Source organism: Niabella aurantiaca DSM 17617, assembly GCF_000374125.1.
GTDB classification, from domain to species: Bacteria; Bacteroidota; Bacteroidia; order Chitinophagales; family Chitinophagaceae; genus Niabella; species Niabella aurantiaca.
Genome location: NZ_KB893626.1, coordinates 111,560 through 137,705 on the forward strand (window position 1 = coordinate 111,560; position 26,146 = coordinate 137,705).

17 protein-coding genes are annotated in these 26,146 nt (G+C 48.4%); 14 read left to right on the plus strand and 3 right to left on the minus strand.

Features of this window, described 5'->3' with window-relative positions; all coding sequences use genetic code 11:
• Positions 1-94: 94 nt before the first annotated feature.
• Together B160_RS0105445 and rpoN are read right to left on the minus strand one after the other, a co-directional pair.
• The gene (locus B160_RS0105445) at positions 95-2,539 is read right to left on the minus strand and encodes a TonB-dependent receptor (RefSeq protein WP_018626871.1); all 2,445 of its coding nucleotides are present in this window, start codon (positions 2,537-2,539) and stop codon (positions 95-97) included.
• A gap of 227 nt (positions 2,540-2,766) precedes the next feature.
• Positions 2,767-4,185, minus strand: a complete 1,419-nt coding sequence (gene rpoN / locus B160_RS0105450) for an RNA polymerase factor sigma-54 (protein ID WP_245562150.1) — start codon at positions 4,183-4,185, stop codon at positions 2,767-2,769.
• 448 nt (positions 4,186-4,633) lie between these two features.
• On the opposite strand from rpoN, the gene B160_RS0105460 reads away from it, so the two are divergent.
• The 6 genes from B160_RS0105460 (at position 4,634) to B160_RS0105485 (ending at position 14,100) form a co-directional block, all read left to right on the plus strand.
• A complete protein-coding gene (locus tag B160_RS0105460) occupies positions 4,634-5,149 on the plus strand; it encodes an RNA polymerase sigma-70 factor (protein WP_018626874.1) in 516 nt (171 codons plus the stop codon).
• Between the two features lie 78 nt (positions 5,150-5,227).
• Positions 5,228-6,328 carry a FecR family protein gene (locus B160_RS30455; RefSeq protein ID WP_018626875.1) on the plus strand — a complete coding sequence of 367 codons (1,101 nt, stop codon included), beginning with the start codon at positions 5,228-5,230 and terminating at the stop codon, positions 6,326-6,328.
• A gap of 179 nt (positions 6,329-6,507) precedes the next feature.
• Positions 6,508-9,765 carry a TonB-dependent receptor gene (locus B160_RS0105470; RefSeq protein WP_018626876.1) on the plus strand — a complete coding sequence of 1,086 codons (3,258 nt, stop codon included), beginning with the start codon at positions 6,508-6,510 and terminating at the stop codon, positions 9,763-9,765.
• 36 nt (positions 9,766-9,801) lie between these two features.
• A complete protein-coding gene (locus B160_RS0105475; RefSeq protein ID WP_018626877.1) occupies positions 9,802-11,358 on the plus strand; it encodes a RagB/SusD family nutrient uptake outer membrane protein in 1,557 nt (518 codons plus the stop codon).
• A 20-nt stretch (positions 11,359-11,378) separates the two neighbouring features.
• Positions 11,379-12,308, plus strand: coding sequence for a LamG-like jellyroll fold domain-containing protein (locus tag B160_RS0105480; RefSeq protein ID WP_018626878.1), 930 nt, complete (start codon positions 11,379-11,381; stop codon positions 12,306-12,308).
• A 112-nt stretch (positions 12,309-12,420) separates the two neighbouring features.
• A complete protein-coding gene (locus tag B160_RS0105485) occupies positions 12,421-14,100 on the plus strand; it encodes a glucoamylase family protein (RefSeq protein ID WP_245562151.1) in 1,680 nt (559 codons plus the stop codon).
• Here the strand turns inward: B160_RS0105485 and B160_RS32520 are convergent.
• Positions 14,042-14,527, minus strand: a complete 486-nt coding sequence (locus tag B160_RS32520; protein WP_425411194.1) for a type II toxin-antitoxin system Phd/YefM family antitoxin — start codon at positions 14,525-14,527, stop codon at positions 14,042-14,044. The two genes, B160_RS0105485 and B160_RS32520, sit on opposite strands and share 59 nt — an antisense overlap.
• Here B160_RS32520 and B160_RS0105490 point away from each other — a divergent pair.
• From B160_RS0105490 to B160_RS0105525, 8 genes are all read left to right on the plus strand, one after another.
• Positions 14,514-15,950 (plus strand): glycoside hydrolase family 30 protein, encoded by a 1,437-nt coding sequence (locus B160_RS0105490; RefSeq protein ID WP_018626880.1) that lies wholly within the window; start codon positions 14,514-14,516, stop codon positions 15,948-15,950. The two genes, B160_RS32520 and B160_RS0105490, sit on opposite strands and share 14 nt — an antisense overlap.
• Positions 15,951-15,978: 28 nt before the next feature.
• A complete protein-coding gene (locus B160_RS0105495; protein WP_026309552.1) occupies positions 15,979-17,340 on the plus strand; it encodes a glucoamylase family protein in 1,362 nt (453 codons plus the stop codon).
• A 2-nt stretch (positions 17,341-17,342) separates the two neighbouring features.
• Positions 17,343-18,590, plus strand: coding sequence for a glucoamylase family protein (locus B160_RS0105500; protein WP_018626882.1), 1,248 nt, complete (start codon positions 17,343-17,345; stop codon positions 18,588-18,590).
• 292 nt (positions 18,591-18,882) lie between these two features.
• Positions 18,883-19,284 (plus strand): GxxExxY protein, encoded by a 402-nt coding sequence (locus tag B160_RS0105505; protein WP_018626883.1) that lies wholly within the window; start codon positions 18,883-18,885, stop codon positions 19,282-19,284.
• Between the two features lie 288 nt (positions 19,285-19,572).
• On the plus strand, positions 19,573-20,229 hold the full coding sequence (locus B160_RS0105510) for a GDSL-type esterase/lipase family protein (protein WP_018626884.1): 657 nt from the start codon (positions 19,573-19,575) through the stop codon (positions 20,227-20,229).
• Positions 20,230-20,235: 6 nt separating this feature from the next.
• Positions 20,236-20,757 (plus strand): GNAT family N-acetyltransferase, encoded by a 522-nt coding sequence (locus tag B160_RS0105515; protein WP_018626885.1) that lies wholly within the window; start codon positions 20,236-20,238, stop codon positions 20,755-20,757.
• Complete coding sequence (gene bglX / locus B160_RS0105520) at positions 20,754-23,081, plus strand: beta-glucosidase BglX (RefSeq protein ID WP_018626886.1); 2,328 nt, start codon at positions 20,754-20,756, stop codon at positions 23,079-23,081. The genes B160_RS0105515 and bglX overlap by 4 nt, the downstream gene beginning before the upstream one ends.
• Positions 23,082-23,427: 346 nt before the next feature.
• On the plus strand, positions 23,428-26,136 hold the full coding sequence (locus tag B160_RS0105525; protein ID WP_245562152.1) for a DUF1553 domain-containing protein: 2,709 nt from the start codon (positions 23,428-23,430) through the stop codon (positions 26,134-26,136).
• Positions 26,137-26,146 lie beyond the last annotated feature (10 nt).

The following is a 26,146-nucleotide window of genomic DNA, read 5'->3' on the forward strand; positions in this document are numbered from 1 at the left end:
CGTCCCAGTATTTGCTTGCGAAAACCCCATACGGATGTTCCGGCAACAGAAGCGCCCGGTGTTCTTTGGGGATGCGGTTCCGGCCCTTGTGGTCTTAAAGCCTGTACATCAGGTTGAGGGCTACATTCCTGGGCTTTTGTGGGTTTACAGTGCTCCAGCCGCCGCCATAGTATTCCTTATTGGTAAAATTGTTTACGTTAAAACCAACGCGGAATTTAGAAGCGTCATAGAACAGGGAGGCATTCAGTATGGTGTAGGAAGGGATCCGGAAAATACCCACTGCGTTGTTGTTGAGTGTAAGGTTCTCACTGGCATAGTTTCCTCCGAGGCCCAGCCCCAGTCCCTTCGCGGCTCCGGAGCCCAGTTGATACACTGCCCAGAAATTGACCAGATGCTCGGGCCCGGCCCAGAACGGACGGCGTCCTTCTTCCAGCCAGACATCGCCTTCGCGTCCCTTTAATATCTTACTATCGTTATAGCTGTAACCGGCGGTAACGGAAAGCCCGGTAAAGGGCGTCGCGTTGATATCCAGCTCCAACCCCCGGCTGCGGCTGCTTCCTCCCTGTATGGAGTTCCAGTTATTTATGGGATCGGGCAATACCTGATCGTCCACACGGATATCGTAATAGCTGACCGTGGACGTGAACCGGTCGCCGCCAAAATTGGTTTTGAGACCAAACTCCAGCTGGTTGGCATGTTCCGGTTTAAAAACCCGCACCTCACCGGGTATGGGATTGCCATCCTCGTCAGATACACCCGATGGAGCAATATTCCGGAAGCCGTTCATATAATTACCAAAAACGGAAACTTTATCCGGCAAGGGCTGATACACCAGTCCGAACTTTGGCGACAAGGCCCATTGATTGTAATCGTCATCCTGACTGGCGGGATCTCCCTTAGCATCAAAATAGTCTGCGCGCAGGCTTACCATTGCAATAAGAGACGGCGTAATGTTCAAAACGTTAGACACATAGGTACTGTAGGCATTGTCTTTTGAGGAAAAGTAGCCGGAGCCGGTACCGGCCAGCAGCTGGTCTACCGACTGCCGGGTCAGGTATACGGCCGGCAACTGTGTCTCTTCGCCGGTCTGGGCGTCAACATCGGTATAGGTCGTATCGCCCTGGGCGGTTACATTAAAAATTTTGTCCCAGCCGGTTCCTGCGCTGGTCATGTCGCGCCCGAAGTAGTCAACGCCAACCACGATACGGTTCCGCATAGTGCCGATGTAAAAATCACCGGTAAAGTTCTGCTGGATATCGGTGGTAGCAGTACGGGCATTTTCCTTGGAGATGAACAGCCCAAAGTTTCTTTCTCCGTTTTCATTATCGTACAGGTAGGTATAGTATCCGTTAGACTCGGATTGCCCGCGGGACAATATTGTTTGTGAGATCCAGTTGTGTGATAACTTATAGATCATCTGTCCCTGGAAGTTGAACCGCGGATTTTTTATGGAGAGGTCGTTACTTGTAAAAGACAGCTTATTATTGTAATTGAGGTCTTTCAGATCCTTGAACTGTAAGGGGGCATCTCTCCCCAAAAAGAGCATGGTCGGGTTTGTTTTTTCTTCCTGCATCAACTCGGTAACCAGCAGGAAGGACAGCTTTTCGCTGAGCTTATAGGCAAGGGTGGGCGCGAAGAAAAAGGACTTCCGGAATCCCTGGTCCTGGAAGCTGTTTTCATGCTGGTAGGCTGTGTTGATCCTTACCGCCGATCCCTTTTCTTTTGTAAACGGAAGATTAAGGTCTGCTGTAATGCGGTTCAGTCCGAAGCTTCCTGCAATATAGTTAAAGGAGGCGCCAAAGGTATCATATGGTTTTTTGGTTATATTATTCACCAGCCCGCCATAGCTGATCACAGGGCTGCCGAACAGTGTGCCGGATGGTCCTTTCAACACCTCAATTTTTTCGAGGTTGGCCGGATCCAGGTTCCCGTTGGTAAGCCCCGGAAGGCCGTTTACCATTGTAACCTGCGATTCAAATCCCCGCAACGTAAAATAAGAACCGCCATCGCCACCGCGCCCCGTCGACTCCCAGAGCCGGAAGATACCGGGCACATTTTTCAGCGCGTCGTCATACGTGGTAATGGTCTGCTGGCGGAGCAGCTCGGCAGAGATGGTATTGTACACCTGAGGGTTCTCCAGGTTTTTCAGGGGCATTTTTGCAGCATACTCGCTGGCCTGCTTATCCCTGCGGGCAGAGATGACAACGGTTTGCAGCTCTTTTTCATTCTCGCTCAGTACAAAGTCGACCACAGCCGTTCCGCCCGCCGTTATTTCCACCGTTTCTTCCCGGGTAGCCAGGCCGGTAAAGGAAACAGACAGAACATAGCTTCCGGGTGTAACGTTCCGGATCTCATATTGCCCCCTGTTATTGGCAACGGCCCCCTTTGCAGTGCCTTGCAGGGACACGGAAACAGACCCGGCCGGCTTTCCGTCGGATGTGGTGATCTTTCCTTTGATGTTTCCGGTGGTTTGCGAAAAAGCGGGAGTAGCCGATAAAAATAGTAGGGAAAATAGTAACGCGCAGCAATACCTGTTCATAACTGGATATCTTTTAATTTGAGCTGGCAAAGGTACTCTGCCTTGCTGCGGATGGTTTACGCGATCAGAAAATTGATTTACGAAATGGGGAAAAGATAGGGGAGGGAGTTGTTACCTTTCAGGGTCTCCTGCAAGGGACCGGGAAAGCGTTCTGAACCCGTGCGTCCCCCTCCTTCGGAGGCGCCATGAGAAGATCCGGACGGTTTGGGGAGACACCGCTGGAGTGCCTATACCAGCTCTTTCCGCAACCTCGCCACGGGAATATTCAGCTGTTCCCGGTATTTGGCCACGGTGCGGCGGGCAATATTGTATCCCTTTTCCTGTAACAGCTCTGTCAGTTTTTCGTCGCTGTAGGGATGCTTTTTACTTTCGTTCTCGATCAGGTCGGTCAGTATCTTTTTCACTTCACGGGTAGAAACCTCCTCCCCGCTATCGGTGCTCAGCGATTCGCTGAAAAAGAATTTTAATCGGTAAGTGCCAAATTCCGTCTGTACAAATTTGCTGTTAGCCACACGGCTTACGGTAGAGATGTCCAGGTTGGTCTTTTCCGCAATGTCTTTCAGGATCATGGGGCGCAAGGTGGTCTCATCGCCGGTCAGGAAAAATTCCTCCTGGTGGTCCATAATGGCCGACATGGTATCCAGCAGGGTATGCTGGCGCTGGCGGATCGCGTCAATGAACCATTTGGCAGCGTCAATTTTTTGTTTAATGAAGAGTACCGCTTCTTTCTGCTGCTTATCCTTTTTGGAGCCACGGTCATATTCCTTCATCATATCCCGGTAGCCTTCGCTGATGCGCAATTCCGGTGCATTGCGGCTGTTGAGGGTCAGTTCCAGCTTGCCGTTGTTGTTCATAATAAAAAAGTCAGGTACCACATAGCTCTCAGCCTTGTTGACCGCACCAATATTACCGCCCGGTTTGGGATTCAGCTTTACGATCTGCTGCATTACCTCCTTCAGCTCTTCCTCTGTCAGACCCAGTCCGCGTTGTATTTTTTCGTAATGTTTTTTGGTAAACTCGTCAAAGTATTTTTCAATGGCCAGGATGGCTTTGTCTACTTCTTTGCCTTCCTGTTTCTGGCGTTTTAGCTGCAGCAGCAGGCACTCCGTCAGATCCCGGGCGCCTACGCCGGCGGGATCAAATTGCTGGATCTTTTGAATGATGCTTTCGACTTCATCTACCGCGGTCTCTATATTCTGACGGAACGCAAGGTCATCTACCAGCGCCGGTGTATCCCTGCGCAGATATCCGTCTTCATCAATACTCCCGATGATATGCTGTGCGATCTGGTGCTCTTTATCAGAAAGGGAAAGCAGGCCCAGCTGATTTTCCAGCGTATCATAAAAGCTGGTCTCCGTTTTAATGGGTAGCTGCCGGTTTTCATCGTCGCCGTAATGGTCTTCACGGGTCTTGTAATCGGCGATGTCATCATCCCCTTCATGCACGTAATCACTCACGTCAATGGTATCGTAGTCGTCCTGTCCGCGATCCGAATCGTCCAGGGAGTCTGACCCGTCGGTAAATTCATCCTTCAATTCCCCGTCGTCGCTGTGCTTGCCCTCATCCAGCTCCAGTGCCGGGTTTTCTTCCATTTCTTCCTTAATGCGCTCCTCCAGGTTGGCCGTAGGCACCTGCAACAATTTCATTAACTGAATCTGCTGGGGCGATAGCTTCTGTAAAAGCTTTTGTTGTAGTGATTGTCCTAAAGCCATATCAAAAAAAAATCAGGGTGCGTCTCAAAAATCGAGCCGTAAATTACAAATATATCGTTTTGAATAGCAATAAAATATACCTGTTCCTCTAATTTCACCCAAAATTAACGATTAAATATTTGATTTATAATGGGGTGTACTAAAGATTCTTCAGGTTTTTAATAAAAAAACAAAGCATTTGTAAATTAACCGGGCGGCCAGGCAGGTTTATTGGAAACTGTTTAAAAAGCAGCAGGCGTCCGGTTTTCTAACGATTGTTAGGAAATGGCTACTTTTGTAGTTCCAATTTTTAAAAACAATTAACAGTCCGGACCATATTGAGGAAGAGTGGCCGTACCTGCAGCAGCGGATCGCGGAAGGCGATGAAATGGCGTTTACCCGTTTGTACGGTGTGTTTTACAAACGGCTGTATCATTTTTCGCTGTCGCTGGTAAGGCTCCCGGATACTGCCCAGGAGGTGGTAGAAGATGTTTTTACAAAGCTCTGGATCAACCGTACCCGGCTGACGGCTATTGCAAACCCCTCGGTATATTTATATGTAGCGGTAAAGAACCAGTCGCTCAACCGGCTGTCGGTTAAGGCGCGGGAATGGATCTTTTCCGGATTGGATGAAACCACCACGTCGGTTGCGGCTGTTGGCAGTGACCCGCTTTCGCAGCTGATGACCGCCGAAATGCTTAGCCGGGTGAACCATGCTATCGAACAGCTACCCTCCCGCTGCAAAATGATCTTTAAGCTGGTACGGGAGGATGGACTTCGTTATAAGGAAGTGGCTGAAATTTTGAATATATCGGTAAATACGATCGATGCACAGATGGCCATTGCGGTCCGGCGGATCAGCGAGTCGCTTGGCATCTCTAAAAATATCCGGCAAAAGCCCTTTGTGAAAAAAAAGTAAAAAAAATCCCTTTTTCTTTAGTAGATCATCAGCGCTGCGCTGTCCTTAAGTATATGGGCAATTGTTTGCCGTTTATACATGAGAAATGATGATTTCATATGGAATCTGATGGCGCGCACGATCTACGGAGAAGCCAGTGCGTCCGAAAAACAGGCATTGCAGAAGTACCTCGCAAGGAATCCGGAATTGCAACAGCAATATGAGTTGCTGCAGCAGTTGCTGCAGCGAACCCCGGGCAGCAGTCATACGATGCAGGATGACTATACGGAAGCCGTGCGGCTACTCCTGGTAAAAACGGAATCCCCTATTTTGTCCCCGCCTCCGGCCGCGAAAAAGACCCGCCAGCGGCTGCTTTATTATGGAGCGGCGGCTGCAGCGGTGCTGGCGCTGGCATATTGGGGCGTTAAACAGCTGCATACTCCCGCCACCAGGCCGGGATCGCCGGGTATTTATAAGCTGGCGTCGGCCGCCCCGAAAGGAGCCCGGAAACAGCTGCTGCTGCCGGATGGCAGCAAGGTTTGGCTCAATGGGGGATCCCGCCTGTTTTACGTAACGGATTTTAAAGGCGCTACCCGGGAAGTAAAGCTGGAGGGCGAAGCTTTTTTTGATGTGATCCATGCACAAACGGCAGAAGGAGCCAGGTGCCCGTTTATTGTTCATGCAGGCAACATTGATATAAAAGTGCTGGGAACGGCATTCAATATAAAAGCATATACCAATGAGCAGGTGACTACTGCCATACTGTACCGGGGTCTGATCAGCGTTACCAAGCACGATGGTGAGAAGAATTTTCAGCCGGTGCTGCTTTATCCCAATCAGAAGCTGGTAATCCCGAATACCCTCGTTGCCGAACCCGAACATCCGGTTACCGGCGGGCTGCGGGAAGCCATCAAGGTGGAGGCCATTGACAGCACAAAAGCCATAGAGCAGCGTGTGGAAACGGCCTGGATCTATAACAGGCTTGAGTTTCGGGGGGATGATTTTGTAACACTGGCCCATAAAATGGAACAGTGGTATAATATCAACATCCGGTTTACAGATGAGGCGGTAAAAGCACTGAGTTTTAATGGCTCCTTTGAGAAGGAGACCCTCGTTCAGGCCCTGGAGGCGTTAAAGCTTGCCAATCCGTTTGCTTATAAGATCGAGCATAACGAAGTAGTGATCAGTTCATTCCGGTAAGTGGCGGTGCCTGTTTGGAAGGAACGCCTGAGGGCCCGGGCCCCATATAAAGATGCGTTAACTTTACATGAAGCTATATGACGAATGCTTTATGTGATATTATTAAAATACATATTTATCACATGAGATGCTTAACAAAGAGGACGTTGTCCTCACAAACAAAAAAAGTTTTACTTGCTATGAAATTGACGATGCTGTTTCTGCTGTTCTTTACATTTCATATTCATGCCAGCGGTTTTGGGCAGCAGCGCATCCATTTAAAGGTAAAGAAAACCGAGCTGGCAGCAGTGCTTCGCTCGATTGAGGAGAAGACATCCTACCGGTTTTTGTACAACAATGATCTGCCGGCCCTGCGATCGAAAGTAACGCTGAATGCAAAGGCTGCAACGATTGAGGAGATATTGCCCATGCTGTTTTTTTATACGGATATAACGTACCGGCAGATGGCGAACAATCTCATTGTTATTAAGGCAGATCCGCTTGCCAGAAAGGATGTCACGGTCAGCGGTACGGTTACGGACAGTTCCGGTGCGCCTTTATCGGGGGTGTCGGTACAGGTAAAAGGGACCACGATCGGCACGGCTACGAATACGGAAGGCAGTTTTACCCTTTCGGTTCCGGAAGCCAACAGCATCCTGGTGTTTACCGCCGTGGGGTATGATGAGCAGGAATATCCTTTGAACGGGCAAAAGACGGTACAGATCCAAATGCAGGCTTCGCAAAAATTGATGGACCAGGTGGTGGTGATCGGTTATGGTACGGCCCGGAAACGGGACCTGACCGGATCTGTAGCTTCTATTAGTGGTGAAGAAGTAGCAAAAGCTCCAAATTTAAATCCCCTGAGTTCACTGCAGGGAAAGGTTGCAGGACTTACGATTAGTAACAGTGGATCGCCTGGCGCTGCTCCAACCGTCAGGATAAGGGGGGTGAACAGTACCAACAGTGCAGCGCCCCTCTATGTGGTAGATGGTATATTACAGGATAATATTGATTTCCTTAATCCTGCTGATATAGAAACGATTGATGTGTTAAGAGACCCTTCCTCAATTGCTATTTATGGATTGCGGGGAGCGAATGGCGTCATTGCAATCACCTCTAAAAAAGCAGCCCGCGGACAAACAAGGATACAGGTACAAAGTTCTGTTGGTATTCAGAAGGTAACGAACAAAATCGATGTTACAGATGCCGCAGGATTTAAAAAACTATATACAGCTCAGTTGGCTAATTTAAATGCCCAGCCTTTTGATTTTAAAAATTTTACGGCCAATACGGATTGGCAAAACCTTATTCTCCGGAAGGCCCTGATGCAAAACCATACCGTCAGTGTTTCCAATAGTGGTGAAAAATCTACAACGCTTTTCAGCCTGGGATACAATAATCAGGAAGGTGTTGTAAAGAACAGTGCCTATGAAAGAGTCGTATTAAGATTAAACCAGGAATTGAGAATTAACAAGAACATAAAGATCGGAGGTGATATAACCGGAACTTATTGGAACTTGGAGCCCACAGCAGTAAGTTTGAACAATGCAATATGGGCGGTACCTATTGTTCCGGTACAGGCAGATGCCGATACTTACTACAGTATGCCTTCTTTTCAGCGCGTGCAGGTAGGGAATCCGGTTGCCGCGCTCAACCGGGGAGACGGCACTTCAATAAACAGGGGGTATCGGTTTTTGGGAAGTATTTTTGCAGAGATCAAGTTCTTACAAAACTTTACATTTAAATCCATCTTTTATACCGATCTGGGTTTTAACAACACCCGAAGCTACTCCCCGTTACCTTACCGATATATTAATATAAATGAAACAGGAGCTCCGGACACAACGTTTGACAACACCGCAAGAACAAGCGTGTCACAGAGCCAGGCAGAATACAGGAAGTTTCAACAGGATTACACATTGACCTACGATAAAAATTTTGGTGGCGTGCATAGGGTTACGGCAATGGCAGGTCTTACATCCGTTTCAGAGTCGAACACTGCTATTGACGGAAACAGAAGGGATACTACGGTGGTTGTGCCCAATGACCCTGATTACTGGTACTTGAATGTGATCAACGGCAATTCAAATCCTGGTACATTTAATGGAACAGGCGGAAAAAACAATATACTCGGGGCATTTGGGCGTGTTAGTTATGCGTATAAAAACAAGTACCTGGTGAATGCTACTATACGGCGGGATGGAAGCTCTAAGTTTGCACCAGAAAACCGCTGGGGCAATTTTGGGAGTGTGGGTGTGGGATGGGTTGCGAGTGAGGAACCGTTCTTTGAGGGTATAACAGGAATTGACTTTCTGAAACTCCGGGGTGCCTGGGGTAAAATAGGAAATGCAAATGGCTTTGCAAATAATTTGTGGCAACCAGGCATCTCCAATGCTTCTACAGCAGTATTTGGCGACAACATTTATACTGCGATACAGGCGGCATATATTCCGGACCCCGACTTACATTGGGAAGTTGTGCGCGGGATCGATCTGGGATTGGATATACGGGCATTGGAAAGCAGATTGAGTGCAGAGGTGAATTTATATGACCGGACCACTTCCGATATTTTGACACAGCTGCCCATTCCGAACGATAGCCGTTTTTACTTTACGAACCTGGGTAAGATCACCAACAGGGGTATTGAAGTTTCAATGGGTTGGAACGATCACATAACCGAGGATTTTACTTATGCGATCAATGCAAACTTCAGTTATAATAAAAACGAAGTGAATTCGATCGGGGATAACATTAATTTTCAGATCCTGGGGAATGGAGGCGTGAACAAAACAGAAACCGGGAAGTCTATCGGCTATTTTTATGGATATAAGCAGGTTGGTATTTATCAGACCACAGCTGATCTGACCCGAATGCCGGCCTTGTCCAATTCTTTGCCGGGCGATATAGCATATGCCGACGTGGACAACGATAAGGTCATTACACCTGATGACCGGACTTATCTTGGGACCCCCTTTCCCCCATACAACTTCGGTTCCAGTATTACCCTGGGGTATAAGGGGTTTGATTTTCAGATAGACGGACAAGGTGTTGCTGGAAATAAAATATATACACAAAGAAGAGTGGCTCAATTTGCACCGCTCAATTATGAAAGTAACCGTCTAAATGCGTGGACCACTGCCGGTTCCACAAATATTGAACCCATTCTGGATAACTCCAGGGGTAATAACTATTTATTCAGTTCTTATTATCTGGAGCCGGGTGATTTTTTCAGACTCCGGTTATTGCAATTGGGGTACACATTTAATACCCGGCTGCTGGAACGGACATTTATCAAAGCGGCGCGGATTTATCTGAGCGGGCAGAACGTAAAAACATGGTCAAAGGTAACCGGATATTCGCCGGAAGCGCCTATTGGCAGTATAACAGGTGGTGGTGCGGATAACGGCACTTATCCTGTACCGGCGATCTATACTTTTGGTGTCAACGTTACTTTTTAAAGTTTAATAGTAAAAAACAGAGTTAAATATATTATCATGAAGAAGTATATTATTCATAATTACCTGCGGTGGATGCTTCTGCTGACGGTGCTATTCCTTTCTGTTTTAACAGGGTGTAAAAAGTTTTTGGATGTGGACAGGCAGGGATCTTATACAGCAGATGATTACCCTTATCCGGGAGGGTCAGGGCCATATGATCAATTTATCTTTGGCGCATACAATGATTTACGGAGTTATAATGTGCATGCCGATGGTTTTATTGTAGCAACCAGCATCCGAAGTGATGATGCAGATAAAGGGAGTACGCCTTCTGATGGAGGAACAGACGTGATTACGATGGATAATTTTCCGGTAACGCCAAGTAATGGCAGATGTAATTCCCTGTGGACAGGTTACTACGGACTTATCAATAAATGTAACAGTGCTATCGCCAATATTGACACAAATGCCACTATTGTAGCATCTGATGCGATCAAATTGCAATCCAAAGCGGAAGTGCGTTTTTTAAGAGGATATGCCTATTTTATGCTGGTACGTCTTTTTGGCGGGGTTCCCAAAATTGACACGGTATATAAAGACGTGGCATCAACACCATTGCAGGACCGGAGCCCGGTGGCGGAGATTTATGCATTTATTGAAGAAGATCTGAATTTTGCAAAGAACAACCTTCCGGCGGAATGGGACCGGTCTAAGTTCCCGGGTCGGATAACAAAAGGGGCGGCAGAAGGAATGCTGGCAAAAGTGTACCTTACTCAGAAAAAATGGGCCCAGGCCATGACGGAAGCGCAAAGTGTGATGAATTCCGGGCAGTATGATCTGTCCGTATCGTACAATACCGTATTTAGTGAAGAAGGGGAAAACAGCAAAGAGTCGGTATTTGAAGTTCAGGCTACAGCGTCTCCCACTGTTAGAGAGGCCAATGGTGTGCAGTATGCAAGTATTCAGGGAGTGCGGGGGCCGAATAACTGGAATTTAGGATGGGGATGGAATAGCCCCAGCGTGTTTCTGGTAAATGCATACGAGCCGGGAGATCCCCGGAAGAACAGGACCATATTTTTTGCGAGCACTGCTGCGGCAACGAACACGTCTATTTTTGGAGAAACAACACCAATTTATCCGACACAGGTCCCTAATGAGCGCTATAATCAAAAAGTATTGGGCAACCCTTCTTTAAGAAATTCGATTTCCCGGGGATGTTGGTGGATGAATGTACGGATACTGCGTTATGCGGATGTGGTTCTTATGTTTGCCGAGGCTGCCAATGAATTGGGAGGAGAGGGGAACATCGCTGCCGCCCGAACTGCGCTGAACTCAGTCAGGGCCAGAGCCCGGCAAGGGGCTGCAGCCGGAGTATTGCCAGATGTTACTGCCACAACACAGGAGGAGCTGAGAACGGCCATCCGGCATGAGAGAAGGATTGAGCTTGCTATGGAGCACGACCGCTTTTTTGACCTTGTACGATGGGGAATTGCAGCCGAAGCGCTCAACGCTTCCGGCAAGCCAAATTTTTCCGACGCCAGGGACGTGTTATTGCCCATACCTCAGACGCAAAGAGATCTGAATGGCAAGCTGACACAGAATCCGGGGTATTAACAATTATAAATAGGAATAAAATGAACTCAAGCTATAATGTGCAACAACTCATTACTGGTGGAATTTTAGTTTTATTGACTACGTTGACCGCCTGTAAAAAAGATGGCAATCCCAATAAATTGCCCTCCGTTTCGCCAAAAGATTATGAAGGGCTTGTAGACGGGTTTTCAAGCTCGGAAGAAATATATCCGGATAACCTTGTTGCCTACTGGTCTTTTGATGGAACCGCTACCGAACTTAAAAGTGGTACGTCGCCTGCACAGACTGCGGGCAACTCTTTTTTTGATGCCGGGGTGCGGGGGAAAGCGTTAAAACTAAATGCCGGCTACTTGTATTATGCAAAGCAATTTGGTGCATTTAAAAAGGGTAGCTTAAAAAGTTTCACGATAAGTGAATGGATACAAATACTGAATAATGGGACCAAGCGGACCATGATTTTTCAGATCGCCCGGCCAGGGATTTTTAATGGAGATCTTAATTTTCGCTTGAATACGCACTCTTTTCCGGCTTCCAATGTTACAGACTTAAAGATCAATCCCTATTTTGTTACTGTTAACGGAACGGGAACGCAGGATAATATTAATACGCTGAGAGATGCACCGGGGATGGCCAGCTATTTCCCATACGTTACGCCTCAGATTGGTGCAGACGTTTGGGTCCATCTCGTCTTAACATATAATGGGGCAACGGGGTATTTTGATATCTGGGCAAATGGGATCAAAGCCGGAGCCTATGCAAGTAGGGGAACAGGAAATAACCTTTTTACCTGCCACGAGCCCAACGAGGTCATTATCGGCGGTAACTATAATACAATACCAGGTATGGCTGTAGATGCCAATGCGGATTATGCTCCGATGACTGGAAGTATCGATGAATTGCGTGTGTATAATACTGTTTTGCCGGATGCTTTTATTAAAGCCTTGTATAATTTAGGGAAAGTAAAAAAATAAAATGAACACGGGAACTATCCGGCTTGTTTTTGAGAAGGGACATTCAACGTCTTACCCGGTTGAGGGAACACCGTGTTGTATCTGTTAGCGATGATATTTTTTGCATTAAAATGTGAAGGTATTGTTTAGAACCCGTATATTTTTTTATCTGACGCTCTCGATATTGCAAATTGTATTGTCGTGCAAAAGGCCGGTGGAAAGATTGCCGGGGCAGGAGGATGCTGTGGAGGTCCTGAGCGGGGATGTGGATGGAGTGCATTTTTTAACAGACTTAACAAATGTCCGGCTTACGCCGACAATTCGCTTAAGTTTTACACAGGCGATAGATCCCGCGTCCGTTTCTGCAATATCGCTGATGAAAGGAAAGACCCGGCATCCCGTCAGATACCTGATGGAGAAAGGGGATTCGGTTGTTATGATAGAACCCAGCATATCCTTGCTGCCTTTGGAAAAATATACGCTTGTAGTTGGAACACAGCTTCGGACAAGGTCTGGTGTGGGATCGGCGGCGGATTGGGTGAAGTATTTTGCAACAACAATTGATTCCTCTCGGAAGTTCCCTAAACTCTCTGAAGCGGAGTTGCTTACCAAAGTGCAACGGCAAACCTTCAACTACTTCCGTGATTTTGCACACCCGGTTTCCGGCATGATCCGTGAAGGATCAAAACATGCACCGGATATCGTAACCACGGGCGGAACAGGTTTTGGGGTCATGGCATTGCTGGTGGGCGTAGAACGGGGATTTATCACAAAGGCAGAAGGCCTGCAGCGGATCACCAGGATTGTGGACTTTTTAAAGAACACTGCGCAAACTTTTCACGGAGCCTACCCGCATTGGCTCAATGGCAGCTCCGGCGAGGTGATCCCGTTTAGCACGAATGATGACGGGGCCGACCTTGTGGAAACGGCATTCCTTGTTCAGGGGCTCATCTGTGCCCGGCAGTATTTTTCCGGGGCAGGGGAGGAGGCGCTGCTGAGAACAGCGATCAACGCAATAGCTGACAGCGTGGAGTGGAACTGGTTCCGGCAAAACAACCAGCAGGTATTGTACTGGCATTGGAGCGCAGATAAAGGCTGGGCTATGAATTTAAAGATACGGGGATGGAACGAATGCCTGATCACCTATGTCCTTGCGGCGGGCTCAAAAGATCATGCGGTTGCCAGGTCTGTTTACGATGAGGGCTGGGCCGGGAGCGGTGCCATGAAAAACGGTAAGTCTTTTTATAATATCCGCTTACCGCTGGGACCAGATTACGGCGGCCCGCTGTTCTTTGAGCATTATTCATTTATGGGGATCAACCCCAATGGCTTAAGCGATGCGTATACCAGTTATGAAGAACAAGCAAAGAATCACAGTTTGATCAATTATCATTATTGCAGCACCAATCCCCAAAATTATTTTGGTTACAGTGATTCTGTGTGGGGACTGACCGCCAGCAATACAAAAAATGGGTATGTGGCCAGCTCACCCACCAATGACAGGGGGTTCATTGCTCCGACCGCAGCTATTTCATCCATGCCCTACACTCCTGCGGAGTCGATGGCCGCGCTTAAATTTTATTATTATGTGCTGGGAGATAAACTTTGGAAGGCGTATGGATTTGTAGATGCTTTTTCGCTGGATGTGCTAAAGAATGATGGCGCCTGGTTTGATGACGCTTTCCTGGCCATTGATCAGGGACCCATTATCGTGATGATCGAAAATTATCGTACAAAGCTGTTGTGGAACCTGTTCATGAGCGCGCCGGAGGTAAAAAGCGGGCTGACGAAGCTGGGATTTGCGGGGTTTTGAGTTCTTTGAAAGATCTATTTCCTGTAATGAAAGCGGCATTGAAGAATATGTAAGCGCTTATCTTTGACAGCGTATACAAGGCGGTGTTCCTGGTCAATTCTTCTGCTCCAAAAGCCGGTTCAATCAGCTTTTGCTCTTTACCACGGTCATTTTTAAAGCTCTTTATGGCTCCATCGAGGCGATCTTTATTTGCTTTGGTGCTGGTCAGGTATTCCGTCTCTTCATAACTATTAAAATCGTCCGGCGATATCATTACCACGGTTTTACCACTGCCGGTCACGATCAGTGTATCATTATTATCATATACATTGTCGATACAGGATTTAAGATTTTTCCTGAACTCAGAAATAGTTGCTACTAACAGGGTACAATAATTTGTACAAAAAAGTGTACTTTTTTTATTAAAAACTGAAATGAAAAAAAGGATTACCGGTTATTGTTGTATCCTGCTGGCACTTACTGGTTTAGGTGCGCAAGGCCATAAAAACGGAAACCCGAATGCCGCAAGTTCGTACCCGGAAAGCGGAACGGGCATCTGGCTCACCAGGGCGGATCGGACCGCTTTGCTGGAAAAACAAGCAGGAATGATGATCCGTTTTGGAACGGAACACAACGATTACCCGGACCTGGATATCGATGATAACAAAAAATACCAGCAGGTAGAAGGGTTCGGATATACGTTAACCGGGGGCAGCGCACAGCTCATCAACCGGATGGATGCGGCTTCCAAAGCAGCGCTGCTGCATGAATTATTTGCAAAAGACGACCGGGCCATAGGGATCAGTTATCTCCGCATCAGCATGGGTGCATCCGACCTGGACGCATCGGTTTTCAGTTATAATGATCTGCCGGAAAGGAAAACGGATATCAGCCAGGCAACGTTCAGCCTGGCACCGGATAAGGCAGCACTGATACCACTGCTGAAGAGGATCCTTGCAATCAACCCGTCCGTAAAGGTCCTTGCAACACCCTGGAGCGCGCCGGTATGGATGAAAGACAATCGTAAAAGTATAGGCGGCAGCCTGCAGCCCGGGTATTATAATTCTTATGCCACGTATTTTGTAAAATACATCCGGGCCATGAAAGCGGAAGGGATCACCATTAATGCCATAACGCCACAGAATGAGCCCCTGCATCCCGGTAACAACCCAAGCATGTATATGACCGCCGAACAGCAGCGGGATTTCATAAAAAACAACCTGGGCCCTGCGTTCAAAGCAGCCGGGCTGTCCACAAAGATTATTGTGTATGATCACAACCTGGACCGGCCGGACTATCCTGCTGTTATATACAATGACGCCGGTGCCGCCAAATATGTAGATGGGGCCGCCTTTCATCTCTATGCCGGAGATGTGAACGCAATGGGGGCCCTGCACCATAGTTTTCCGGCGAAAAATCTCTATTTTACAGAACAGTGGACCGGTTCAAAAGGCAGCTTTGACGGAGATCTGCAATGGCACGTCAAAAACGTCATCATCGGCACGATGCGCAACTGGAGCAGAACGGCATTGGAATGGAACCTGGCCAATGATCCGTCGTATGGGCCGCATACGCCCGGGGGCTGTACCCAGTGTAAAGGAGCACTGACGATCGATGGTTCAGCTGTTTCCCGGAATGTTTCTTATTACATTATTGCACATGCGTCAAAATTTATTCCCGCCGGGTCCCTCAGGATCGGAAGCAAGGGTGCGGAGGGCTTGCATCATGTGGCTTTTTTACGGCCGGACGGTAAAAAAGCATTGATCGTTTTAAATGAAGCCGGTACATCTTATACCTTTAACGTCCGGTATAAAAATAAACGGGCGCCGGTTACCATAGCGGGGAAATCGGTAATAACGGCAGTGTGGTAATATAATTTTTATAAGAATATTTGAAACCATGCATATAACAAATTTTCGATTGCTGTTTTTAGCAACGATGATCGGTATCAGCAGTGCCCTGGTGGCACAGAAACCGGCATCCGTATCAAAATACGACATTCCTTACACCTTAAAGATCGATAAGGGTATCTCCGACTCTGCGCTGGTGGACCTTGTTCAGAAACAGACCCTGCGCTATTTCTGGGATTTTGCCCACCCGGTAAGTGGTATGGCAAGAGAGCGAAGCAACCAGTCGTTCAATTACGGGCAGGAGGTGGTCACCACCGGCGGCACCGGTTTTGGAGTGATGGCCATTGTTGCGGGGGTGAACCGCGGATGGATCGGGCGGGATACGGCAGCGCGCTTCCTGTTAAAAATGGTGAAATGGTTGTCGAAGGCAGACTCCTACCACGGCGTGTTCCCGCACTGGTACAACGGAGCAACGGGCAAAACCATTCCCTTTAGCCGCAAGGACGACGGCGCTGATCTTGTAGAGTCCTCGTTCTTATTGCAGGGATTGCTGTGCGTGCGCCAGTATTTTAACCGGGACCTTCCCGTAGAAAGAGATCTGCGCAACCGTATCAACGGACTGTGGAATGATGTGGAGTGGGACTGGTTTACCCGCGGCGGGCAGGACGTATTGTACTGGCATTGGAGCCCGAACAACGGCTGGGCCATGAACTTTCCCTTAAGAGGGTTTAATGAATGCCTGATCACTTATGTACTGGCGGGCTCAGCAGAACGGTACCCGGTGAGCCGGAAAGTGTATGACCGCGGCTGGGCACAGAGCAACTTTTTTAAGAATGGCAGGAAGTTCTACAACTACACCCTTCCATTGGGTTTTGATTACGGCGGCCCGCTGTTCTTTTCGCATTATTCTTTCCTGGGTCTGAGCCCAAAAGGGCTAAAGGACCAGTATGCCGATTACTGGGTGCAAAACCAACATCACACGCTGATCAATTATGCCTATTGTGTCGACAATCCGAAGGCATTTAAGGGATATGGGGAAAATTGCTGGGGACTTACGGCCAGCGATGATCCGGGGGGCTACGATGCGCATCAACCTTCGAATGATAACGGGACCATCACGCCTACGGCAGCATTGTCTGCCTTTCCTTATACACCGGAACAATCGATGAAGGCCCTGCGGTATTTTTACGGAACACTGGGCGACAGGATATGGACGGAATACGGGTTCACCGATGCTTTTAACGAAACGAAGAACTGGTATGCAAAAAGTCACCTGGCCATTGACCAGGGCCCCATTGTGGTGATGATCGAAAATTACCGTACCGGCCTGCTCTGGAACCTTTTTATGAGCTGTCCCGAAGTGCAGAATGGACTGAAAAAACTGGGTTTTACAAGTACTTATCAGAAATAAGCATGACAAAGCAAACGGCCCTTCCCTATTTAGAGGACGACGCATTGCTGGAGCTGGTGCAGCGGCAGACCTTTTCGTATTTCTGGGATTTTGCCCACTCCGGCAGCGGGCTGCCCCGGGAAAGGGATCACGAGCATTACAAGGATGTGATCACAACGGGCGGGTCCGGGTTTGGCGTGATGACCATTATCGTGGCGGTGGAGCGGAAATGGATCAGCCGGGCGCAGGCGATAATGCGTCTTTTGAAGATCGTTGCTTTTTTAGATAAGGCGGAGAACCATCGCGGGGCTTTTTCCCACTGGCTCAACGGGCGCACAGGAAAGACCATTCCGTTCGCAAAAAAGGATGATGGTGCCGACCTTGTTGAAACTGCCTTCCTTTTTCAGGGCTTGCTGACGGCAAGGCAATATTTTAACCGGCGGAATAAAGAGGAGCAGATCATCAGGGCCACCATTACCAGGCTCTGGCATCAGGTGGAGTGGAGCTGGTTCACGAGGGGCCGGGATGCCCTGTACTGGCATTGGAGCCCCAAACATCGCTGGGCAATGAATTTACGGATAGAAGGCTACAATGAGGCCCTGATCACCTATATACTGGCAGCAGCGGCGCCTAAACATTCGATCACTAAAAACGTGTATGAATGCGGTTGGGCCCGGAACGGTGCCATGAAGAACGGAAGATCATTTTATAAGACCCGGTTGCCTCTGGGACCGGATCTTGGCGGCCCTTTGTTTTTTGCCCATTACAGCTTTGTGGGGCTGGACCCAAACGGGTTGAGGGATGCGTTTGCGGATTACGGGAAACAAAATAAGGCCCAGGTAACGATTAATTACCGGTATTGTGCAGACAATCCCAGGGGGTATAAAAACTATGGAAAAAATTCCTGGGGGCTGTCAGCCTGTGATTATAAAAGAAGATACCGTGAGCATTCGCCGGTAAAAGACAACGGAACCATCTGCTGTGCAGCGGCTCTTGCCAGTATGCCCTATTTTCCCGAAGCATCCCTGGATGCATTGCGGTATTTTTATGAGGTGCTGGGAAACAGGATCTGGGGCCGGTATGGGTTTTCGGAAAGCTATAATGAAACCCGCAAATGGTACGCTACATCCCATCTGGCCATTAACCAGGGCCCTATCATCCTGATGATCGAGAACTACCGGAGCGGCTTGTTGTGGAAATGGTTCATGAAGGATAAAGACGTACGGCGTGGATTAAAAAAGCTGGGCTTTAAAAGCCCGCATTTAAAATAAACGATAGAAAAGGATTTGATCAGCGAATCAGCGGCAAATGAAGAACGTATCGATGGATTATTTTGTCTGAATAATAAGCCGCAGATGCCCGCCTGATTTATTCGGGCAGGCACTGATTAAGCCGTAGCAAGAAAATTAAATCAGCGAATCAGCGGCAAACTGAATACCCGCTGCAGACGTGCAGGTTAGCTGGGTACAAAAAAGAAGAATCGGCGATGGGATAAAGGAGTTGCAGTGCTACCTTTGATGTTCGGCTATGAAAAACAATTTTTGAAAATTAAAGCTAATCGTTATGAAAAAGAATTTTGATGAAAAGGAGTATCCCTGGCAGTCTGAAAGCTATGTACTGATTGGTATTGCAATGGAAATTCATCGGATATTGGGTAAAGGCTTTCTGGAAATTGTGTACAAGGATGCGTTTGAATATGAATTAAATAATCGGGGGATCTTTTATGAACGGGAAAAAGAGTATAGTATTTCATATAAGAACATCATATTGCCTCATCGGTTTTGTGCTGATTTTGTAATTGAAAACAAGATTATATTGGAGTTGAAATCAAGAAAAGGAATTGTGGAAGATCACTACGCGCAAGTGATCAATTATCTTGCTGTATCAAAGCTGCGATTGGGGCTACTGATCAATTTTCATGAAAAGTCGCTGGAATACAAACGGATCATATCGTCCGAGTCCTAAGCCGCAAATGCAGAAATTAGGCCGTGGAAAGAAAATTAAATCAGCGAATCAGCGGCAAATGAAGAACGTATCGATGGATTATTTTGTCTGAATAATAAGCCGCAGATGCGCAGATTATGCCGTAGAAAGAAAATCAAATCAGCGAATCAGCGGCAAGCTGAATACCACCGCAGGCGTGCAGGTTAGCTGGTTGCAAAAAAGAAGGACAGGCTATGGGATAAAGGAGTTGCGGTGTTACCTTTGATGTTCAGCTATGAAAAGTATTTTTTGAAAAAATAAAATAGAAACATGAAACGGATTTGTTTGCTTTTTGTATGGTTATCACTATCAGTAATGGGTGTTCAGGCGCAGACGCCACGGTTTTACAAAGACATCCAGCACTTTAAAGAACTGGACCGGCAGCAACCGCCTCCAAAGAAGGCCATACTGTTTATCGGTAGCTCTTCCTTTACCAAATGGAAAGATGTTGGCGAATATTTTCCCGGTTATACGATCATCAATCGCGGTTTTGGCGGATCAACGCTGAAGGATCTGATCTATTATTTCAATGACCTGGTGCCGGTTTATCGGCCACGGCAGATCGTGATCTATTGCGGCGAGAACGACCTGGCTAATAATGCAACGCCTGCAGACAGCGCGGTAAGCCGTTTTAAACACCTGCTCAGCCTCATACGGGGGTACAATAAAAAAGTGCCGGTGGCTTTTATTTCAATAAAACCAAGCCCGGTTCGTATAAAGTACCTGCCCAAGATGAAGGAAGCGAATGCCACTATAAAAGCATATATCGCAAAGCAGAAAAATACGCGCTACATTGATGTATTCCCGGCGATGCTGGGTGAAAACGGCCGTCCAATGCCTTCCATCTTCTTGAGCGACAGTCTGCATATGAACGCCGGCGGCTACGAGATCTGGCAGAAGATCATGCGCCCCTACCTGAAAAAATAATGCAGTATGACCCTTATGCAATATTCGATCGTAAAAGCCGAAGTAAAGGACCTGAAAGCACTTCAGGCATTTGCCCGGCACACATTTGCCGATACCTATGAGCAGTATAATACAGCGGAAAATATGCGGTACTATCATGAAGTGGTGTTCTCGGATACCGGCTTTGAGAACGACCTGCTGGGAACGGCATCTGAATATTACATTGCCCGGGAAGATGAAAAGATCGCAGGTTACATGAAGCTGAATATAGATGCGGACAAAGATGGGCCCGGAGGTATGGAGCTGGAACGGATCTATGTTTCCAAAGAGCAAAAAGGGCGCGGAGTTGGGAAGGCGTTACTGCAAAAGGCGGCAGAGGCAGGCAAAGCATACGGAAAGCGATACCTGTGGCTGGGCGTTTGGGAACGGAATAACGCCGCGCTTGGTTTTTACCAGAAACAGGGGTTTGAGCCGTTCGGTACCCATATGTTTATGTTGGGAACAGATGCGCAGCAGGATATTTTAATGAAAAAAAGTCTGAGGCCATGATAAGGAAAAACAAAATCCACAGGATCTGTAAAAGAGCAGGCATGCTGTTCCTGCTTACAGGGATCATGATTGCAGGCATCCATGCACAGACGGGGCGTGCGGGATCCGGTAGCCGGATGCATGCATTTATCAGCACTTTGATGAGCAAGATGACACTGGAGGAAAAAATAGGTCAGCTGAACCTGCCCAGCGCAGGGGAGTTTACAACCGGTACCGCTACCAATTCGGATATCGGTAAAAATGTAAAGGAAGGCCGGGTTGGGGGATTGTTCAATATCAAAGGGGTGGAAAAAATAAAAGCGATTCAGAAAGTAGCCGTCGAGGAAAGCCGCATGAAGATCCCCATGCTGTTTGGGATGGATGTGATCCACGGGTATGAAACCACGTTTCCCATTCCCCTGGGCCTGTCCTGTACCTGGAATATGAGCGCCATTGAACGATCCGCAAGGATCGCGGCCATCGAAGCCAGCGCAGATGGCATCTCCTGGACTTTTAGCCCGATGGTGGACATTGCCCGTGACCCACGCTGGGGAAGGGTTTCGGAAGGAAATGGTGAAGACCCCTACCTGGGTGCACAGATCGCAAAAGCAATGATAAAGGGATACCAGGGCGATTATTCTCAAAACACCAACATTATGGCTTGCGTAAAACACTATGCGCTGTATGGTGCAGCAGAAGCAGGACGGGATTATAATACGGTGGACATGAGCCATCTCCGTATGTACAATGAATATTTTCCTCCTTATAAAGCAGCGGTGGATGCAGGCGTAGGCAGTGTGATGGCTTCTTTTAATGTGGTGGATGGCATCCCGGCTACGGGCAACCGGTGGCTGTTAACAGATGTGTTGCGGAAGCAATGGGGGTTCAGGGGCTTCGTGGTAACGGATTATACGGGCATTAACGAAATGACCGATCATGGGATGGGCGACCTGCAGGCAGTGTCGGCCCTGGCTTTAAAAGCGGGAGTGGACATGGATATGGTGGGCGAGGGCTTTTTAAAAACGCTGAAGCAATCGCTGGAAGAAAAAAAGATCACGCTGGCGGAGATCAACGCGGCCTGCCGCAATGTGCTCGTGGCAAAATACAAACTGGGCCTGTTTACAGATCCGTATAAGTACTGCAACGGGCAGCGGGCTAAAACAGAGATCTATACGCCGGAGCACCGAAAAATAGCGCGGGAGATCGCCGCAGAAAGTTTTGTATTATTGAAAAATAAAGGCAATATGCTGCCGTTGAAAAAGGGAGGTAAGATCGCACTGATCGGTCCGCTGGCCGATGCGGCCAATAATATGGCCGGAACCTGGAGTGTGGCCACTGTGCAGAATCGTTCCGTTTCTGTGCTGAAAGGGTTGAAAGAAGCCCTGGGGAATAAAGCGGAGGTCGCTTATGCCAAAGGATGCAATCTTACAGAAGATGCTGCATTGGAAGAGCGGGTCACCATGTTTGGAAAAACACTGAACCGGGAACGGGATACGCGAACCCCGGAGGTCATGAAAGCAGAGGCGCTGGAAATCGCTAAAAGATCGGATGTGATCATTGCTGCCATGGGTGAGTCCGCAGAGTTCAGCGGGGAAAGCAGCAGCCGCACCAGTCTGGATATTCCCCGGGCACAGCAGCGTCTCTTAAGAGAGCTGTTAAAAACAGGCAAACCGGTAGTGCTGGTATTGTTTACCGGCAGACCGCTGACGTTGAACTGGGAACAAAAGAACATCCCTGCTATTTTGAATGTATGGTTTGGCGGTTCGGAGGCAGGTGCTGCTATTGCAGATGTATTGTTCGGAGATGTCAATCCCTCCGGAAAACTAACGATGACCTTTCCGCAGAACGTCGGACAGATCCCCCTGTATTATGCGCATCTGAATACCGGTCGCCCGCTGGAAGAAGGAAAATGGTTTCAGAAGTTCCGGTCCAATTATCTCGATGTTTCCAATGAGCCGCTCTATCCGTTTGGCTATGGGCTTGGTTATGCAGCCTTTACCTACAGCGATATAACGCTGAGCAGCAAATCGCTGAAAGGGGCGCAAACGCTGAAAGCAACCGTTACACTGACCAATAGTGGAAAATATGACGGTGCCGAGGTCGTACAACTTTATATCCGCGACCTGGTGGGTTCCGTAAGCCGCCCGGTAAAGGAGCTGAAGGGGTTTCAGAAGATCTGGTTGAAAGCGGGAACTTCAAAGACCGTTACTTTTCAGATAACCCCCGGAGATTTGAAGTTTTATAACAGCCAGCTGCAATATGGCTGGGAACCCGGTGCGTTTGAGATCATGATCGGCGGTAATTCCAGGGATGTGAAAAAGGCACAGGTGAACTGGGTAAAATAGAAAGGGATACCGGTCTGTTACCCGGTAAAGTTGGCTGCAAACAGGGGATAGAAAAATTGCAGACCGGCGCATTTCCAAACAGCCGGTACGGAAAAAAAAGACCGGGCGCAGGTTCCGGTGTAGTCATGGAAGGTAAAATATTATCAGTTTTAGCTAAAATTGTACCTTTTCTGTTGTGATTTATTTAAAAGCACAAACAATTCATTAGTGAAACACTAAACTTTAGTAAGTTTGGGAGAGCGAAAAGTGCTGTGTGGAATGCGGGTTCATATCTGTTTATATTTACAATAACAGGAATTGTTGATTGCTGAATACGATGCTTCATATTTTTCATAATAAAAAGATAGTGTTGGTTTTTGCATTGCTGGTGGTGAGCGGTATGGTTGCCTGCTTTACCAGTGGTTCAAAAAAAGTGGATTTTAGCACAGAAGTAAAGCCCATCCTCAATAAAAAATGCATCACCTGTCACGGAGGGGTTAAGGCCAAAGGAGGCTTTAGTGTACTGTTCCGGGAAGATGCGCTGGCGAAAACAGAATCTGGTAAACCGGCGATCATACCTGGTGATCCGGACAACAGCGAAATGATCAGGAGGCTGACCCTGAAAGACCCGGAAGAGCGGATGCCCTACAAGCACGAACCACTGAGCGAAGATGAGATCGGCATTTTGAGGAAATGGGTCAAACAGGGCGCTAAATGGGGCGATCACTGGGCCTACCTGCCGGTAAAGCAAACACCGGTGCCCGATGAAGATAATTCCTGGGTCCGGAATGATGTGGACCACTTTATCTATGAAAAGCTGGATGAGCTGGATATGCAGCCGGCTGCGCAGACCGACCCGTACACCTTATTGCGAAGAGTAAGCCTGGATCTGATCGGGATGTACCCGTCTGCAAAGGTTGCAGATCAATACCTGAAAAACAGCGATGATAAGGGCTATGAGCGGCTGGTGGATTCACTGCTTGCTTCCCCGCATTTTGGCGAAAAATGGACCTCCATGTGGCTGGATCTGTCGCGGTATGCCGATACGAAAGGCTATGAATCCGATGGCGGGCGCAGCATCTGGCGGTACCGCGACTGGCTGATCGACGCATTCAACGCCGATAAACCGTACGATGTTTTTTTAACCGAGCAGATAGCCGGGGACCTGTTGCCCAACGCCACAGACGCCCAATATATTGCCACAGCATTCAGCCGGAATACGATGACCAACGATGAAGGAGGAACGGATAACGAAGAATTCAGAGTGGCCGCTGTAATGGACCGGGTAAATACGACCTGGGAGTCGCTGCTGGGCACTACCTTTTCCTGCGTGCAGTGCCATAGCCATCCTTATGACCCGTTCCGGCATGATGAATATTATAAATTCATGGCGTATTTTAATAATACAAGAGACAATGATATCCCGGCGGAGTATCCCCTCATCCGCGAATACAACGACTCTATGAAACTGCAGATGACCCAGCTGATGGAATGGATCCGCACCAACGGCAGCGCGGAGCAGGCACGGCAGCTCTACCAGTTTCTCAGAACCTGGCAGCCGGTGGTGTATGCTACTACCGCCGACAGCCTGAAAAATGCGATCATCATCAACAAGAACGTGGCTTTGGGAATGCGCAACCATTCTCATGTACGGCTGAAACATGTGAAGCTGGATGATGCCGCGCAGGTGATCTGGAACTTTTATTCCAATAAGGCAGGAGGGCGGCTTACCTTCAGGAGCGATGCTCCCGACGGGCCTATGCTGGCATCGGTGTTGATTGAGCAAAAAGATGGATGGCGGAAGGTATCGGCGGAAATGCAGCCGCATACGGGTACGCACGATGTGTATGTAATCTATGAAAATCCTTCCTTGCCCGCAACATCGGAAGATATTCTGGGCGTATTTGAATGGTTTGGCTTCATTCCCGAGCTGCCGGCAAAAGGCAGTCCCGAGTATGCCGCCCGGAAACATACCTACTGGGACCTGCTGAATGCGCCGGTTACCACCACGCCGGTTATGATGGAAAATCCGGACTGGTTGCGACGCGAGACCCATGTGTTTGAACGCGGCAATCGCCTTACCCTGGGCAAGGAAGTAGAACCGGCCGTTCCGCAGTCGTTGCAATTTGCCATGCCGGCCAATGCACCAAAGAACCGCATGGGGCTTGCACGCTGGCTTACTGACAAACGGAACCCGCTGGTTTCCAGAACGATGGTGAATCGGCTTTGGGAGCAGTTGTTCGGAACGGGGATCGTGGAAACGCTGGAAGATATGGGCACACAGGGAATGCTTCCCACACACCGGGAGCTGCTGGACCACCTGTCCTGGAAATTCATGCATGATTATCAGTGGAGCATTAAAAAAGTGTTGAAAGAGATGGTAATGAGTGCTACCTACCGGCAGGATTCCAGGCTAACGGAACCGGTAAAAGAAAAAGATCCGGCCAATAAATTTTATGCAAGAGGCCCGCGGGTGCGGCTGAGCGCTGAACAGCTGAGAGATCAAAACCTTTGCATTAGTGGCCTGATGAGTAATAAAATGTATGGGAAGGGCGTAATGCCCTGGCAGCCGGACGGAATCTGGCTTTCACCGTACAACGCAGCCAGGTGGCATAACAGCACGGGTGAAGACCAATACCGGCGGGCCGTTTATACCTACTGGAAACGTACGGCACCTTATCCTTCAATGATCGCATTTGACGGGGTGCAGCGGGTATTGTGCACGGCAAGACGGATCAATACGAATACACCGCTGCAGGCGCTCACCACGCTGAATGATTCTGCCTATATCGATATGGCGCGGCATTTTGCCTTTCGCATGCAGGAGGGCGCCGGTGATCTGGCAGCACAGATCAAAAAAGGATACCAGCTGATGCTGTACAAACCGATAAAGGAAGATAAACTGAAAGTGTTTGAGGAGCTGTATCAGCAGGCATTAAAAGAATTTAAACCGAACCCGGGGAAAACAAGGGCTATGGCGGGCGGTCAGGGCGAAAAGGCAACGCCTGCGACAGCGGCCCTGGTGGCCGTTGCCAATGCCATGCTGAACCTCGATGAGGTAGTGACGAAAAACTAAGCACTGCACA

Excerpts from the sequence above, each read along its gene's own strand:
- B160_RS0105475 (WP_018626877.1), top strand. The coding sequence starts at position 9,802 with ATGAAGAAGTATATTATTCATAATTACCTGCGGTGGATGCTTCTGCTG.
- bglX (WP_018626886.1), top strand. The coding sequence starts at position 20,754 with ATGATAAGGAAAAACAAAATCCACAGGATCTGTAAAAGAGCAGGCATG.
- rpoN (WP_245562150.1), bottom strand. The coding sequence starts at position 4,185 with ATGAAATTGTTGCAGGTGCCTACGGCCAACCTGGAGGAGCGCATTAAG.
- B160_RS0105515 (WP_018626885.1), top strand. The coding sequence starts at position 20,236 with ATGACCCTTATGCAATATTCGATCGTAAAAGCCGAAGTAAAGGACCTG.
- B160_RS0105510 (WP_018626884.1), top strand. The coding sequence starts at position 19,573 with ATGAAACGGATTTGTTTGCTTTTTGTATGGTTATCACTATCAGTAATG.
- B160_RS0105500 (WP_018626882.1), top strand. The coding sequence starts at position 17,343 with ATGACAAAGCAAACGGCCCTTCCCTATTTAGAGGACGACGCATTGCTG.
- B160_RS0105490 (WP_018626880.1), top strand. The coding sequence starts at position 14,514 with ATGAAAAAAAGGATTACCGGTTATTGTTGTATCCTGCTGGCACTTACT.
- B160_RS0105445 (WP_018626871.1), bottom strand. The coding sequence starts at position 2,539 with ATGAACAGGTATTGCTGCGCGTTACTATTTTCCCTACTATTTTTATCG.
- B160_RS30455 (WP_018626875.1), top strand. The coding sequence starts at position 5,228 with ATGAGAAATGATGATTTCATATGGAATCTGATGGCGCGCACGATCTAC.
- B160_RS0105505 (WP_018626883.1), top strand. The coding sequence starts at position 18,883 with ATGAAAAAGAATTTTGATGAAAAGGAGTATCCCTGGCAGTCTGAAAGC.
- B160_RS0105480 (WP_018626878.1), top strand. The coding sequence starts at position 11,379 with ATGAACTCAAGCTATAATGTGCAACAACTCATTACTGGTGGAATTTTA.
- B160_RS0105470 (WP_018626876.1), top strand. The coding sequence starts at position 6,508 with ATGAAATTGACGATGCTGTTTCTGCTGTTCTTTACATTTCATATTCAT.
- B160_RS0105495 (WP_026309552.1), top strand. The coding sequence starts at position 15,979 with ATGCATATAACAAATTTTCGATTGCTGTTTTTAGCAACGATGATCGGT.